Raw genomic sequence first — 15753 nt, 5'->3', positions numbered from 1 at the left:
TATACAACCTCCTAAGCTAATATGTATCAGCCCGGTCTCCAATTGGAGACCTCGACTTATTTTATTTAATCGGATCTTTATCCGTGGATTGCTTTTCCATCTACAGCAAGGGCAGCTTCACCGATTGCTTCAGATAACGTCGGATGCGGGTGGATAGTATGTGCTACTTCCCATGGAGTTGCATCAAGAACGCGTGCAAGGCCTGCTTCTGAAATCATATCTGTTACGTGCGGGCCGATCATATGGACACCAAGGATATCATCGGTATCTTTATCTGCCACAATTTTTACAAAACCGTCGGATTCGCCAAATACAAGCGCCTTTCCGATTGCCCGGAAAGAGAACTTGCCAGTTTTGACATTATGGCCTTTTTCCTTAGCTTCATCCTCTGTTAATCCTACACTTGCTGCTTCAGGAGAACTGTAAATGCATTTAGAAACCAGGCTGTAGTCAATTGGAGAAGGATTCTGGCCTGCAATGTGCTCCACTGCAACAATTCCCTCATGAGAAGCAACATGTGCCAGCTGAAGACCGCCAATGACATCGCCAATCGCATAGATATGAGATTCCTTTGTCTGGAAGTATTCATTTGCGGAAATAAATCCCTTTTCAATTTGAATATCCGTATTTTCAATGCCGATTCCTTCTGTATTTGCCTGACGGCCCACAGAAACAAGCAATTTCTCAGCGGAAAATTCCTTTTGGGAACCTTTCACTTCAGCTGAAATCTTTACTCCTTCACCTTTCTGAAGGGTTTCAGGAAGAACCTTTGCTCCAGTAACAATTTTGACTCCTTTTTTCTTCATAAGGCGCTGCATTTCCTTTGAAATTTCTTTGTCTTCTGTAGGTATAATGCGGTCAGCATATTCAATCACTGTTACATCAGCCCCAAAGTCTGATAACATGGATGCCCATTCGATGCCGATGACTCCGCCGCCAACAATGATAATGGAGTTTGGCACTTCTTCCAAAGCTAAAGCCTCATCAGAAGTCATGACAAGTTGTCCATCAATGTCCAATCCTGGCAGGGTACGGGGGCGAGATCCAGTTGCTACAATAACATTTTTAGGGATCAGCATTTCATTTTCATCCCCATTGTTCATTTCAACAGAAATTGTCCCTGGCATTGGAGAGAAAATAGAAGGACCAAGAATGCGGCCTGTGCCTTCAAAAACATCAATCTTGCCTTGCTTCATCAAGTGCTGAACACCTTTATGAAGCTGATCAACGATTTTGTTTTTTCGTTCCTGCACCTTACCAAAATTGATTGATACATCACTTGTGATTACGCCAAAATCTTCACTGTGCTTTGCAGTTGCAAACACTTCAGCACTTCTTAATAATGCCTTGCTTGGTATGCAGCCTTTATGAAGGCAAGTCCCTCCAAGTTTTCCTTTTTCAACGATTGCCGTTTTTAAACCAAGCTGTGAAGCACGGATGGCTGCTACATAACCGCCTGTGCCTCCGCCTAAAATCACCAAATCATATTCCTGTGCCAAGTTGCTTCCCCCTTCTATTTCAATGCTGCTTTCCCAGCTGTTTTTCCGGGATATTCTTTTTCAGTCTCTTCACCGCGCAAAACGCGAAGTGCACCTTCCGCAAGTGCCTGAAGCTCATTTTCACCAGGCTGGACGATGACATCTGCTATCCAGTTAATCCGCTCACTGATTTCTTTTACAAAGCCCTTGCCATAGGCGAGACCACCTGTAAGGATAATGGCATCAACCTTTCCGCCAAGCACTGCACTGGCAGAACCAATCTCCTTAGCCACCTGATAAGCCATTGCGGAGTAGACAAGCTTTGCTTTCTCATCTCCGTTTTCAATCATCTTTTCAACCTTTACAGCATCATTTGTTCCCAGATAACCAACAAGGCCGCCTTGTCCAACAAGTTTCTTCATCACTTCTTCACGATAAAAGCTGCCGGAGTAGCAAAGTCCCACCAGATCACCGGCAGGTACTGTACCTGCCCGTTCCGGACTGAACGGCCCGTCTCCATGAAGTCCGTTATTGACATCCACTACTCTGCCTTTTTTATGAGCGCCAACAGTAATACCTCCGCCCATATGTGTGACGATCAGGCTAAGCTCCTCATACTTTTTGCCGAGCTCCTTGGCCACTCTCCTGGCAACAGCTTTCTGATTCAAAGCATGGAAAATACTTTTTCTTTCTATCATTGAAAAGCCTGAAATACGGGCAATTGGGTCCAGTTCATCAACCACAACCGGATCAACAATGAACGATGGAATATTTAAACCCGAAGCAATCTCATATGCCAGGATTCCGCCAAGGTTAGAAGCATGCTGGCCAGCAAAACCGGCACGAAGATCCCCAAGCATTGCATCATTAACAGAATATGTGCCTCCTTCAATAGGGCGAAGCAGCCCGCCGCGGCCGCACACTGCACTTAATTTGGAAATATTGATTCCTTCATGATCCAGCGTCTCTAAAATGGTCTGCTTGCGGAATTCATACTGATCAATAATACTTTCATAAGAGTTAATGACATCTGCATCATGGCGCAATGTCTTCTCCAGGACAGAGATCTCATTATCGAAAACTCCAATCTTAGTTGAAGTGGACCCCGGATTGATGACGAGAATTCGATGTTCTTGTTCTAGCACGTTTAAACCTCCATAAAGAGCGGAAATCTCCCTTGTAAAAGCATACTCTTACTCAGGTACTTAATCTGCCGCTGCATTTTTTCTACTCTGCTTTTAAAGGCAAAGACGCTGAATTCTTAATTCAGCGCTTTGCATTTCAGGAAAGACAGGCTATATTCACCTTTTTCCTAAAACCTATCTGCGGCTCAGGATATGATGGCCGTTTTGGAGGAATTGTCCGCGTGAATTACGCATTCTTTCAATTCTTTCCTCAACCATGCGGTCAGCCGCTTTATATGTCGGAATTCCATCCCTTTTAGCAATATCAATAACTTTTTCAATATTGTTGTATACAGTTTCAACTTTTTTCATTGCACGTTCACGGTTGTATCCGTACAGCTCATCTGCAACATTGATAACTCCGCCTGCATTAATTACATAGTCAGGTGCATAAACAATGCCCATTTCATGGATTATATCACCATGGCGGGTCTCTTTAAGCTGATTGTTGGCAGCTCCTGCAATTACTTTTGCTTTCAGCTGAGGAATTGTATCATCATTAACCGTTGCACCTAAAGCACATGGTGCATAAATATCACATTCAACGCCATAAATTTCATTTGGTTCAACTGCTTTAGCACCGAACTCTTCAACTGCACGCTGAACTGCTTCTTTATTAATATCCGTTACAATTAGCTGTGCACCTTCTTCATGCAGATGACGGCAAAGATTGAACGCAACGTTTCCAACACCCTGAACGGCAATTGTTTTGCCTTCCAGAGAGTCAGTCCCGAATGCAGCCTTTGCTGCTGCCTTCATTCCTCTGTATACGCCATAAGCTGTAACTGGTGAAGGGTTGCCTGAAGAACCGAAGGCAGGTGAAATACCTGTTACATAATCTGTTTCCTCATGGATCAGATCCATATCAGCTACAGTAGTGCCTACGTCCTCTGCAGTAATGTAACGTCCATTTAATCCTTGGATATAACGTCCGAAAGCACGGAACATCTCTTCGTTTTTGTCTTTGCGCGGATCGCCGATAATAACTGTTTTACCGCCCCCAAGGTTTAAGCCTGCTGCTGCATTCTTATAAGTCATGCCGCGTGCTAGGCGCAGTGCATCCTCAATAGCTGCCTCTTCAGATTCATAAGTCCACATGCGTGTACCGCCAAGCGCAGGACCTAAAGTAGTGTCATGAATAGCAATAATAGCTTTTAAGCCTGATTGTTTGTCCTGGCAGAACACCACTTGTTCGTAATCATAAGTTTCTAAGTATTTGAAGATTTCCATGTTATATTTCCTCCCCGGATTATAAGAAATTTATGTTCGTTTGAATAATATTTTTATATAAAATGCTGAAATATCAGCGCTATTACTTTGCTGAGCATATCGCTAATGCCAATGAATAAACCTTGCTTTCTGCCGAATCCGCCCTTGAAGTAAGAACAATCGGCGCTTTGGCTCCTGCGATAACAGCTCCTACTTTAGCTTTCGCAAAGTAGACAAGTGATTTATATAAAGCATTCCCAACTTCTATAGTCGGCACCAATAAAATATCTGCCTGTCCGGCAACTTCGCTTTTGATTCCTTTATGTTCAGCTGCTTCAAAAGAAATAGCATTGTCCAAAGCCAGAGGACCATCGACTATACAATCTTTAATCTGGCCTCTTTGGTTCATAAGAGTTAATGCTGCGGCATCCAAAGTTGCCTGCATAGCAGGATTAACCGCCTCTACTGCAGCAATCGGAGCTGCGAGAGGATTTTCAATCCCTATGCTTCTTGCAATATGAACTGCATTTTTCAGTATTTGTGCTTTTTGATTAAGATCTGGTGCAATATTCATAGCTGCATCCGTTACGATTGTAAACCGTTCAAAGCCCGGAACCTCAAAAACAGCCACATGTGATAAAACATTTCCTGTTCTTAAACCAAATTCTTTATTTAAGACAGCTTTTAAAATGCCTGCCGTCGGGATATTCCCCTTCATCAGCACATTGGCCTTCTGTTCTTTCACAGCCCTTACTGACAATTCCGCTGCATGCGCAGCCGATTCTGTGTGAACAATTCCAACTTTAGGGCTTAAAGCTGCTTCGCTATGCTTCTGGTTCAGGATTTGACGGATTTTCCCTTCATCCCCGAACAATAAAAAGCTTGCTAAGTTCAGCTTAATTGCTTCAGCTACTGCTTCCAGAACTTCTTCGTCTTCCGCTGCAGCTACGGCTACCGTTTTCTCACCATATTGGGTTGCTTTCGTTAGAAGCGAATCCAATGTCATCTGTTCAACCCCCTTACATGAAAAGCGCAGGCGCCTTGCCCACCCGGATACCAGTGGATAAGTTTAGGAACTTAAGAATAATCGACGCCTTTTTCTTGATGTTCTTCCGTTTATTATACTTGCAAGAAGTGTGCCAATTTTAAAATACTGTGAAAACGCTTTATTCATTAAACTAAAGTACGCAATTTACTGCACACCATGAAATTTATTGCATGCAATCTTTTGCAATTTCGTATTTCTCCAATTTGTAGTAAAGATTCCTGACTGAGAGTCCAAGCATTTTAGCTGTCTTGGTTTTATTTCCATCCAGCTTTTGAAGAGTTTGCCTGATCACCTTTGCCTCATACTGCTCAACCATTTGAGTTAATGATTTATTTTGCGCTTCATCACTTATTTCAATACTCGGTGATGGATTATTGGCACCCAGATCCGGAATATGCCGTTCTTCTATTTTCGTTTCGTTATAATTCATAAAAATGATGGCTCTGCCAAGGATATTATCGAGTTCCCTCACATTCCCCGGCCAATTATAGGCCATCAGCTTATCAACAGCTTCTTCTGTCACACCTTCTACATTCCGCCCATATTCCTGGTTTATCTTTTGAATAAGTCTGCTGCACAGCAAAGGAATATCCTCCTTCCTGCGTCTTAATGAAGGAATATGTATGGGCATTCTATTCAGCCTGTAGTATAAGTCTTCCCTAAAGGTGCCATCTGCAATTCCTTTTTCTAAATTGACATTGGTCGCGGCAATTATCCGAACATCAATTGTAATAGGCTTAGTCCCTCCCACTCTTGTAATTTCATGTTCCTGAAGAACCCTGAGCAGCTTTGCCTGAGTGTTAGCTGTCAGCTCGCCAATTTCATCAAGAAAAATACTGCCTTTATCAGCTTCCTCAAATAAACCTCTTTTGCCGCCTCTTTTTGCACCCGAGAATGCCCCCTCTTCATAACCGAATAATTCACTTTCCAAAAGAGATTCTGATAATGCCGCACAATTTACCCTGATAAACTTGTTATATTTTCGGTCGCTTGCATTATGTATAGCGTGGGCGAAAAGCTCTTTACCTGTCCCGGACTCTCCTCTCAGCAAAACTGTGGCAGGAGTTTTAGCTCCAAGTCTTGCCTGTTCGATTGCAATGGTCATCTCTTCAGATGTTCCAATTATATCCTCGAATGAATACTTCGCTTCCAGTGTACGAATAATCTGTCTGGCCCGGTTTAATTCACGGTTCAGATTTTGAATTTCCGAGACGTCGTGTATAACACCAACACTCCCTTTTAATTTCCCATCAACAATAACAGGCGCAACATTTACAATTACATCCTTTCTCTTTGGACCAACCCTCATGGCCACACCTCTCATCGCTCTTCGCGTTTGAAGGACCTTCATATGAACGCTTTCACCTTCTGATATATCTGCTGTAGCAGGCTTTCCGATTACCTTTTCCTCCTCCAGACCTGTAAGCCTGGAGTATGCCGGATTGATCAAAATCCCTTTCCCATTTTCATCAACAACGGAGATGGCCTCCTCACTTGATTGAATAATTGCCTGAAGCATCGTCTGTATGTCTTTCAAGTTCGTTATTTCTTCCGCAAGTGAAACAACTTCTGTAATATCCTTAAAAACGGCAAAGGCACCCATTAATTCATTATTTTCACCGAGCATAGGGATTCTTGTCGTAATAATCTTCAGGCCATTAGCCAAAGTCATTTCCTGATTCGCTTCAATTCTCCTTGTCGCCATAACTCTGGGAAGCATGCTGTCTGTAATGATTTCATTTATTTTTTTCCCTAAGGCATCTTTCCTCTTTATTCCTGTCATTCTCTCCGCACTGCGATTAAAGACTATAATTTCATTGAGGTTATTAATTACAATCATTCCGTCATCGGTCGAATTAAAAATCAAGTCATGCTTATAGGCTTCATTTCTGAATTTTGAAATCAGCTCTTCCTTTTCCTCAAGTAATTTTGCGATTAAAAAAGCTACACTTCCAGGTATTAGAACTGTATTTTTGCTTCTTGCTTCCCTGATGTCGATAAATACCTGCTCATTTCCGGTAACTTCAATAATGATGTCAATATCCTGATCCATGAACTGGCGCCAATCAGTGCCGATTGGGATGCCGCTTTCTTTGGCAAGCTGAAGTCCTTGGGCATCGGGATCGATATCCACCATGGCTTTTACATCCAAAACTGCCGTTTCTTTAATTATTTTAAGGATGGCGGTACCGCCTTTTCCTGCACCGACAATCATCACTGTTTGCATAGGTTTTCCTGCTTTCATTGAAAATTCTTGCACATCCGATAGTAATTTCTGCAATATTCTTCATGTTTTATTTTAGCATAGCAGAGGCACTTGACAAATTTCTTTAATGATTTATGATTTCGGTAGGCAACTCGATTTGAAGGGAATTTTTTTATGATTAGACTAATTGCTTTATTAATTTTACTCTTGCCGGGCATATTGGCTGTGTATGGGATAAAATTAATGAGAGATATGGTCTTTGGCATCCTGCAAAGCCCATTTCCCTATTTATGGCTTCAATTTGTGTCAGGTTTCCTTTTCTTGATTATAGGGCTTGGCTTCATCGCAGGATTTATTCTTTATCGTGACCGAAAAAGAAACAAAGTCCAGGATCGTTTTAAATCTTAATAAGTTAGTGGGGGATAATAGTGAAGCCGCTGCAGATATCACCGGAAACAGCATTAAAGCTCGCTGAAAAACTTAATCTTCCTCTTGAGCAAATCATGCACATGCCTCAGCATATCCTGATTCAAAAAATGATGGAGCTTGAGAAAGAAGAAAACAAATAAAGAAAAGGTTCAGTTTGAAGCATTCAAACTGAACCTTTTTTACTTCCTGAGAAAAAATAAAAAACGCCCCTTTAGGAGCGCAGCAAAAAATAATAAAATTTTGTTATAAGTTCTTACCCTTTCAAGAAGCCTTATGCTCAAGACGAAGCTTATCAGCGACCATGGCAATAAACTCGGAATTTGTCGGCTTTGCTTTGGTCATGCTGACTGTATATCCGAAAAGAGAGGAAATCGAGTCTATATTACCGCGGCTCCAAGCAACTTCAATCGCATGGCGGATCGCACGCTCAACCCGGCTTGCAGTCGTATTAAACTTTTTAGCAATATCGGGGTACAGCACTTTTGTAATGGAACCGAGAAGTTCAATATCATTGTACACCATTGAAATCGCTTCACGAAGATATAAGTATCCTTTAATATGGGCAGGAACGCCAATTTCATGGATGATGCTGGTGATGCTGGCATCCAGGTTCTTCGGCTTTGCTTCTGCCTGGGGACGGTAAGATGGAACGGGTTTGCGGAGAAAAGAGCTGGATTTTCCGCTGACCTGACGGATATGGCTTGCCAAATTGTCCATATCAAATGGTTTAAGAATAAAGTAAGATGCTCCTAAATCCACTGCCTTTTTGGTGACATCCTCCTGGCCGAATGCAGTAAGCATAATTACATTAGGAAGTGCATTCAAATTTAATTCTCTCATTTTCTCGAGTACAGCAAGTCCATCCAAGTGAGGCATGATGATATCCAGCACAAGAACATCAGGCTGTGTCTGCTCTAAAATGTCGAGGCAATCCTGTCCATTATGTGCAACACCCGCAACTTCCATATCCTCCTGAGAAGATATATATTCCTCTAAAAGCCCGACCAGCTCCCTATTATCATCCACAACACAAACTTTTATTTTCTTCACTTACTTTCCTCCTCGGCCCATTATGGTCTCTTTAATGAATGTTCATTTGAACACGCTCTTTTTATGATTTCTATTTTCTATTCTAAATGAGAAATTCGACAATGCAACAAAAATTCCTCTACTTTTTTGAAATTTTCTTAAAAAACCACCGAAATCTCATTTTTTCTTTGGTTTTCTTCTGTTTTCGACTAGTTTCGCCATACTCTTTACAATACGTGTATACTTGTCGAAAAATCTTTAATTATCGTCATTTTAACATAAAAAATCAAAAAGACGGGATTTCCCCGCCTTTTTATTTGATCCATTCCCTTATTAGGATGCTTTTTCTTCTGCTTTTTCATATATATTGATCCCCGCTTCATTCAGCATCCATTCGATATGAACACCATATCCTGAAGTAGGATCATTTACAAATACGTGCGTTACCGCTCCAATAATTCTGCCATCCTGTATAATCGGGCTTCCGCTCATCCCCTGGACAATGCCGCCTGTTTTATCGAGGAGCTTCTGATCCGTCACTTTTATGACCATTCCTTTTGTTGCCGGAAACTTTTGCGGAATCGTGCTGACAATTTCAATATCAAACAATTGTACTTCATCATTGTCAACTACAGTCAATATTTGAGCAGCTCCCTCTTTCACCTGATGGGATAGTGCTATTGGCATCGGTTTGTCAAAGATCCCATTTTTCATATCCCTGTTTAATTCCCCAAAAATTCCGAAAGGACTGTTCCTGACAATATTCCCGATTATTTCTTTGTCTGAGGAAAATCGTGCAAGTTTTTCGCCTGGATTGCCATTACTTCCTTTTTCAATGGAAGTAACAGTCGATCTTACAATTTGGCCGTCTTCAACAACAATGGGTTTTTTCGTATCCATATCGGAAATAACATGTCCGAGTGCTCCATACTTTTTCGATTCCGGGTGATAGAATGTCATCGTCCCAATGCCTGCTGCTGAATCACGTATATATAATCCAAGCTTATAGGTTTCTTCCCCGTTTTCTTTAAGAGGAGTCAGCTCCGTTTTCACCTTTCCGCTTTCACGGCTTAAAATGATTTGGAGCGGGTTGCCGCTTTTGCCTGCTTCTTGAACAAAAGGGGCAACATCTGACATCTTTTCAATTTTCTTGCCATTGATTTCTGTAATGATATCTCCGATTTTAATCCCGGCCGTTTCGCCTGGCGAAGCTTTTCCTTCAGCCGTATTAACCTGATGGTGCCCCACTACTAACACACCTACTGTATTTAGTTTAACCCCGATTGATTGGCCTCCTGGAATTACTTTAAAATCTTTTAAGACATTTACATCAACCTTCTTTATCGGAAAACCTGCCAGTTCGAGAAGCATTTCATTTTTTCCATTTTCTTTTGCTGAAAGCAAAATCGAATGGTTATCTTCTTTAAGTGCAACACTTGTATTATCTATGGACAGCCCGGCTGACACTGCTTCTGCCTTTGCAATATCCAGCTGCTGCCCTTCAAAAAGGGTAATATTTGCAGGTATTTGCAAATATTCCTGAACAGGCTTGGAAAAACCTAAAGCAATTAATGAAACAAGGAGAATTCCACCAATTATTTTGCGCAAAACATCATATGTCAAATTTTTCACTCTCCTCGCTTCTAGTCCATCCACGTCAAATGGCTACATCTTTAATTTTGCCTGCATCGATCGCATTTATAACTGCCAGTGACATAAAAAAAGCTATCCTGCTTTGGATAGCTTTTCAAGGTATTAGATCTCGCTGCGCAGCTTAAGGGCACACACCGGATATTGGGTCATAATTATTTCAGCTGTTTAGCCATATGCAGCAGCTCTTTTGCATGCTCTTTCGTCAAATCGGTTATTTCCACTCCAGAAATCATACGGCTGATTTCTTTTATCTTCTCTTCTTCATTCAGAGGCTTCACTGTAGTTTTGGTCCGTCCTTCATTCGTGTTTTTAGCAATAAATAAATGAGTATCTGCAATCGCTGCAACCTGTGGCAGGTGAGAGATGCAAAGCACTTGTGAATCCACGGAAACATGATGAATCTTTTCCGCGATAGCTTGTGCCACTCTTCCGCTCACGCCTGTATCCACTTCATCGAAGATAATACTTGTAACACCTTGATGTTTTGAGAAAATACTCTTCAAGGCAAGCATGATTCGGGATAATTCCCCTCCCGATGCAATCTTAGACAGAGGCTTGAGCGGTTCTCCCGGATTGGTGGAAATATAGAATTCCGCTCTGTCAATGCCATTTTTCAGAAGGACTTCGGGATCAGAAAAGAATCTTACCTCAAAAACTGTTTTTTCCATGTATAATTCCTTAAGCTCTTTATGAATTAACTTCGTAAGTTTCAGGGCAGATTTTTTCCGCAGCTGGCTCAGTTCTTCCCCTTCAACCATAAGGTCTTTTTTCAGGGCAGCTACTTCCTTTTGCAGCTTATCAATATGGGTTTCTTTATTTTGCAGGGTTTCAATTTCTTCTTCTATTTTTGCGGCGTATTCCAGCACTTCTTCAACCGTTTTTCCATATTTTCTTTTTAACCCATTAATTTCATTCAGCCTGTTTTCGATTTCATTAAGCCTTTGGGGATCATATTCCATAAAGTCCATTTCATTGCGGAGTGAACTGGCTGCATCTTCAAGCAAATAGAAGCTGTTTGCCACATTTTCCGCTATTTCTTTATATGATGGGTCCAATTCCGCGGCATCATTCATATACCCCATAACCATCCCAATCCAATCGAGCCCTTTTTGCTCTCCTTGAAGAGCATTATAGCCAGACTGAACAGAATCAAAAATCCGTTCAAAATTGGACAGCTTTCTCTTTTCTTCAATCAGATCCTCATCTTCATTCAGTTTCAGCTGTGCCGACTGGATTTCATCAAGCTGAAATTGGATCAAATCAAGCCGGTGAGCCATTTGCTGTTCATTCTCACTTAAATTCTTAAGCTTTTTCAAAGTGCTTTCATATAACCTGTAGATATCCTGGTATTCAGTAAGGGAAGCAGAAATTTTTTGTCCTCCAAACTGATCGAGGAGAGGAAGATGCAAGGTTTCATTCATTAGTTCCTGATGTTCGTGCTGACCGTGTATATCAATAAGTGAACTTCCGATTTCCCTCAAAACAGAAATAGTGACCAGTTTTCCATTCACTCTGCAGATGCTTTTTCCTGACTTTGATATATCTCTGCGGAGAACAATCATTCCATCTTCAATCTCTATCCCAAATTCTGCTGTTCGTTTATAGCAGGGGTGCTTAGGATCATCCAGGATAAAAAGCCCCTCTAATTCAGCCTTATCTTCACCATGCCTGACAAATTCTGCAGACCCCCTGCCTCCAGCCAGCAAGTGAATAGCATCGATAATAATGGACTTCCCTGCTCCTGTTTCACCAGTTAAAACAGTTAAGCCCTTTTCAAATGAGACAGAAAGGGCTTCGATTATAGCAAAATTTCGTATGGTTATTTCATTTAACAAACTTATCACCTCATTAGAAAAAAGCAGAAGCGCCTTGCCAGCCGGGACACCTCGAGGGGGGCAGGCGCGTCTTGAGCTAGAAAAAATTATCTATAGCATTTCAAGAAAACGGTTTGAAATGGCTTCAGTGTCTTCAGGGGTTTTGCAAATGATCAGGCATGTGTCATCCCCGCAGATTGTCCCCAAAATCTCTTCCCAGTCAAGGTTATCTATAAGTGCGCCTATAGCCATGGCATTCCCAGGAAGAGTCTTCATTACAAGGAGATGTCCTGCAGTGTCCACTCTAACAAAGGCATCCATTAAATTTCTTTTAAGCTTTTGCAGCGGATTGAAACGCTGATCAGCTGGAAGACTGTATTTATATCTGCCGTCCATTAAAGGAACTTTTACCAGGTGAAGCTCTTTAATATCTCTTGAGACTGTCGCCTGGGTAACATTAAACCCCGCGTTTTTCAATTCATCCACCAGGTCATCCTGTGTTTCGATATCATTATTAGTAATAATTTCGCGTATCTTAATATGTCTTTGCCCTTTATTCATTTTTTCACCTCTATAATCAGCCGCTTGAAAGCAGGCAGAAAAAAATTAATTTATAGTGTGTTGTACTTTAATGTTAGCTGATTTTCTCAATAAAGTACAATTTTCCCGTATATTATTATTATAATTCGTCCTATCTCGACAAATTCCTTTAAAAAAAGGAACAGGCATCAGCCTATCCCTCTTCTTTAACATGCTTCGTTTTCAATTCGGCGTGGGCTTCTTTTACAACATCACCTGTCTGGGCTTTAAGGAGGTTTTCCCCTTCTTCTTTCCTGCCGGACCAATACAGATGGAGGAGAAATTCTATGTTGCCGTCACCGCCGGTAATGGGTGAATAGGAAACGTCTTTGACATCATAGCCAAGACCCAAAGCAAATTCGATTATTTTATCAAGGACGGCTTCATGTATTTTTGGATCTCTGACAATTCCCTTTTTTCCAACTTGCTCCCGTCCGGCTTCAAATTGCGGTTTCACTAAAGCAACTGTGTCACTGCCAGGAACTAGCAGTGTTTTTAATACCGGCAATATAAGCTTTAGAGAGATGAACGAAACATCTATGGAAGCAAAATCAGGCATACCCGCTGAAAGGTCTGCTGGAGTTACATACCGGAAATTGGTCCTTTCCATGACAACAACCCGTTCATCCTGCCTTAATTTCCAGGCAAGCTGATTATATCCGACATCCAAAGCATAGGACATTTTGGCGCCATTCTGCAGAGCACAATCAGTAAAGCCGCCGGTTGAGGAGCCAATGTCAAGGAGGATCTTGCCTTTGATTTCTAAATCAAAAACCTTCAGAGCTTTCTCAAGCTTTAATCCTCCGCGGCTGACATATGGCATGACCTTTCCCTTGATTGTCAGCGGAATGTCTTCACTTACCTTCTCTCCCGGTTTATCCAGCCTGCTTTCATTGCTGAACACCAAACCAGCCATAACAGCCCTCTTCGCTTTTTCTCTCGTTTCAGCAAGGCCTCTTTCAACTAATAAAACATCTAATCGTTCTTTCTTTGTTTTCATTTTTTAAGCCCTTTTTTGTTTTTTTCTTGCCAGTTTTCCCATTCTTTCCACAACATCGTCTACAGTCATCCCGATTTCTTCCAATAGTTCATTTACACTGCCATGTTCAATAAATGTGTCAGGTATCCCCATACGGTCTATTTCGGAATGATGGAAGCCATGCTCGTGTGCATATTCAAGTATTGCACTTCCAAAGCCCCCCTGCAGTACAGCTTCTTCTATCGTAAGAATAGGCATATTCGCTGCGAACAATTCATGCAGCATCTTTACATCAATTGGCTTAATGAACCTTGCATTAATGACTTTAATGGAGTGTCCTTGTTTTTCCAGGAGTTGAGCTGCCTTCAATGCCATTGGAATGGTTGTCCCAAAGGTTAAAATTGCTCCATCGCTGCCATCGCGCAGAACTTCCCATGTTCCAATTGGAATAGCTTTAAGTTCTGTGTCCATAGGCACCCCGATGCCATTTCCGCGCGGGAACCGCATGGCGATTGGGCCATCGTTATATTCAATGGCTGTTTTCACCATATGCTGGCCTTCATTTTCATCCTTTGGCATCATCAGAACCATATTCGGCAAATGCCTTAAAAATGCGATATCGAATACACCCTGATGGGTTTCCCCATCTGCACCAACAAGCCCTGCCCGGTCGATTCCAATAAATACATTCAAATTCTGGCGTGCAATATCGTGTACGACCTGATCATAAGCACGCTGCAGGAAAGTAGAATAAATAGCAAGGAACGGCTTCATGTTTTGCGTTGCCAGGCCTGCAGCTACTGTTGCTGCATGCTGTTCGGCAATACCGACATCATACATTCGATCCGGAAATTCACTTGCAAAGCCTTCAAGCTTCGAACCAACAGGCATTGCTGGAGTGATTGCAACAATTCTTTCATCTTCTCTCGCAAGTTCCCTGACGGTTTCTGACACAAGTTTGCTCCATGCAGGCGGCGCAGCTGCAGGTTTCACAAAGTCCCCTGTTTCCATTTTATAAGGGCCTGTACCGTGCCAAGTGCCAATCCTGTCGTTTTCTGCAGGGTTATAGCCTTTCCCTTTTTTCGTTATAACATGGAGAAGCACCGGGCCTTCTGTTTTTTTGGCATAAGCAAGGTTCTCAAATAAAGCTTCATAGTTATGCCCATCGACAGGCCCCAAATAGGTAAAGCCTAATTCTTCGAAGAACATGCCTGACACAAACAGATACTTTAGGCTGTCTTTCAGTCTTTCAGCAGTTGAAGCCAATTTGCCGCCGACTGCCGGAACCTTTTTTAATAAATATTCAAGTTCATCTTTTACCCAATTATATTTGCCTGCAGTCCTTAACCTTCCGAGTACATTGTGCAGGGCACCTACATTAGGAGCAATCGACATTTCATTATCATTCAATATGACGATCATATCTTTTTTTTCATGGCCGATATGATTTAAGGCTTCTAATGCCATTCCGCCTGTTAAGGCACCATCCCCTATAACGGGAATGACATAATTGCTCTCTTTTTTCAAATCTCTTGCAATGGCCATTCCCATCGCGGCAGATAAAGAAGTAGAGCTATGACCCGTTTCCCATACATCATGCTCGCTTTCAATCATCTTTGGAAAGCCGCAAAGACCTTTATATTGCCTAAGAGTATCGAATTGGCACGCACGGCCAGTAAGGATTTTATGAACGTATGACTGATGTCCGACATCCCAGATAATTTTATCCTTCGGACTGTCAAAACATTTATGCAATGCAACAGTCAGCTCAACAACTCCAAGATTAGGGCCAATATGTCCCCCAGTGCCTGATAGCTTTTCAATCAGGAAAGTGCGGATATCCTGACTGAGACTTTCCAATTCTTTATTCGAGAGCCCTTTTAAAAAGGAAGGGTCTTTAATTGATAACAGATCCATACTGCGGACCACTCACTTTCGTTTCTTATTCGTCCGTTTTTTACGTATATTTTGCAATCATGTTTATTACTAAACAAAGTCTGTTTATTACGACGTCCAGCCTGTCTAAAAGATAATATCTTAAGATTACCTTATTACAGGAGATTTTCCAAATGCTTTTCATTTTAAACAGTCTCTCACTCCGGCCAGGCATTCTGTGGAAAGACTCCCGGCAGCAATTCCTATCAT

General features: G+C 41.8%; 13 protein-coding genes. 2 read left to right on the top strand and 11 right to left on the bottom strand.

Annotated features, from left to right (window positions below; genetic code table 11):
- Nucleotides 1-77: 77 nt before the first annotated feature.
- From lpdA to BFI01S_RS02775, 5 genes are all read right to left on the bottom strand, one after another.
- Nucleotides 78-1499 carry a dihydrolipoyl dehydrogenase gene (lpdA, locus tag BFI01S_RS02795; RefSeq protein ID WP_061791233.1) on the bottom strand — a complete coding sequence of 474 codons (1422 nt, stop codon included), beginning with the start codon at nt 1497-1499 and terminating at the stop codon, nt 78-80.
- Nucleotides 1500-1513: 14 nt separating this feature from the next.
- Nucleotides 1514-2623: a butyrate kinase gene (gene buk / locus BFI01S_RS02790; RefSeq protein ID WP_061791232.1), complete on the bottom strand. Its 1110-nt coding sequence runs from the start codon at nt 2621-2623 to the stop codon at nt 1514-1516.
- 174 nt (nt 2624-2797) lie between these two features.
- The gene (gene bcd, locus BFI01S_RS02785; RefSeq protein WP_061791231.1) at nt 2798-3892 is read right to left on the bottom strand and encodes a branched-chain amino acid dehydrogenase; all 1095 of its coding nucleotides are present in this window, start codon (nt 3890-3892) and stop codon (nt 2798-2800) included.
- Nucleotides 3893-3974: 82 nt separating this feature from the next.
- Nucleotides 3975-4877: a phosphate butyryltransferase gene (gene yqiS, locus BFI01S_RS02780; RefSeq protein ID WP_061791230.1), complete on the bottom strand. Its 903-nt coding sequence runs from the start codon at nt 4875-4877 to the stop codon at nt 3975-3977.
- A 205-nt stretch (nt 4878-5082) separates the two neighbouring features.
- A complete protein-coding gene (locus tag BFI01S_RS02775) occupies nt 5083-7146 on the bottom strand; it encodes a sigma-54 interaction domain-containing protein (RefSeq protein WP_061791229.1) in 2064 nt (687 codons plus the stop codon).
- A 153-nt stretch (nt 7147-7299) separates the two neighbouring features.
- Here BFI01S_RS02775 and BFI01S_RS02770 point away from each other — a divergent pair, with 153 nt between their 5' ends.
- Both BFI01S_RS02770 and BFI01S_RS22200 read left to right on the top strand, forming a co-directional pair.
- Nucleotides 7300-7533, top strand: coding sequence for a DUF2627 domain-containing protein (locus BFI01S_RS02770; protein WP_061791228.1), 234 nt, complete (start codon nt 7300-7302; stop codon nt 7531-7533).
- Nucleotides 7534-7553: 20 nt separating this feature from the next.
- A complete protein-coding gene (locus BFI01S_RS22200; protein ID WP_082138922.1) occupies nt 7554-7694 on the top strand; it encodes a YycC family protein in 141 nt (46 codons plus the stop codon).
- A 121-nt stretch (nt 7695-7815) separates the two neighbouring features.
- Here the strand turns inward: BFI01S_RS22200 and spo0A are convergent, their stop codons facing one another.
- The 6 genes from spo0A to dxs all read right to left on the bottom strand — a co-directional run bounded on the left by spo0A (nt 7816) and on the right by dxs (nt 15525).
- Entirely contained in the window at nt 7816-8604 is a 789-nt protein-coding gene (spo0A, locus tag BFI01S_RS02765; protein WP_048008223.1) for a sporulation transcription factor Spo0A, read from the bottom strand.
- A 312-nt stretch (nt 8605-8916) separates the two neighbouring features.
- On the bottom strand, nt 8917-10206 hold the full coding sequence (gene spoIVB / locus BFI01S_RS02760) for a SpoIVB peptidase (RefSeq protein WP_061791227.1): 1290 nt from the start codon (nt 10204-10206) through the stop codon (nt 8917-8919).
- 182 nt (nt 10207-10388) lie between these two features.
- On the bottom strand, nt 10389-12071 hold the full coding sequence (recN, locus tag BFI01S_RS02755; protein ID WP_061791226.1) for a DNA repair protein RecN: 1683 nt from the start codon (nt 12069-12071) through the stop codon (nt 10389-10391).
- 90 nt (nt 12072-12161) lie between these two features.
- Nucleotides 12162-12611: a transcriptional regulator AhrC/ArgR gene (gene ahrC, locus BFI01S_RS02750; protein ID WP_009332889.1), complete on the bottom strand. Its 450-nt coding sequence runs from the start codon at nt 12609-12611 to the stop codon at nt 12162-12164.
- A 172-nt stretch (nt 12612-12783) separates the two neighbouring features.
- The gene (locus BFI01S_RS02745; protein ID WP_061791225.1) at nt 12784-13629 is read right to left on the bottom strand and encodes a TlyA family RNA methyltransferase; all 846 of its coding nucleotides are present in this window, start codon (nt 13627-13629) and stop codon (nt 12784-12786) included.
- A 3-nt stretch (nt 13630-13632) separates the two neighbouring features.
- Entirely contained in the window at nt 13633-15525 is a 1893-nt protein-coding gene (gene dxs, locus BFI01S_RS02740) for a 1-deoxy-D-xylulose-5-phosphate synthase (protein ID WP_061791224.1), read from the bottom strand.
- Between the last annotated feature and the right edge of the window lie 228 nt (nt 15526-15753).

The sequence above is a fragment of the Cytobacillus firmus NBRC 15306 genome (assembly GCF_001591465.1).
GTDB classification, from domain to species: Bacteria; Bacillota; Bacilli; order Bacillales; family Cytobacillaceae; genus Cytobacillus; species Cytobacillus firmus.
The sequence above is the reverse complement of the archived record's forward strand: the minus strand, read 5'-3'. Positions and strand labels throughout refer to the sequence as shown.

Bases quoted from the DNA above. Each gene is read 5' to 3' on its own strand.
- yqiS (WP_061791230.1), bottom strand. From the start codon at position 4,877: ATGACATTGGATTCGCTTCTAACGAAAGCAACCCAATATGGTGAGAAA.
- BFI01S_RS02745 (WP_061791225.1), bottom strand. From the start codon at position 13,629: ATGAAAACAAAGAAAGAACGATTAGATGTTTTATTAGTTGAAAGAGGC.
- BFI01S_RS02775 (WP_061791229.1), bottom strand. From the start codon at position 7,146: ATGCAAACAGTGATGATTGTCGGTGCAGGAAAAGGCGGTACCGCCATC.
- ahrC (WP_009332889.1), bottom strand. From the start codon at position 12,611: ATGAATAAAGGGCAAAGACATATTAAGATACGCGAAATTATTACTAAT.
- bcd (WP_061791231.1), bottom strand. From the start codon at position 3,892: ATGGAAATCTTCAAATACTTAGAAACTTATGATTACGAACAAGTGGTG.
- dxs (WP_061791224.1), bottom strand. From the start codon at position 15,525: ATGGATCTGTTATCAATTAAAGACCCTTCCTTTTTAAAAGGGCTCTCG.
- BFI01S_RS02770 (WP_061791228.1), top strand. From the start codon at position 7,300: ATGATTAGACTAATTGCTTTATTAATTTTACTCTTGCCGGGCATATTG.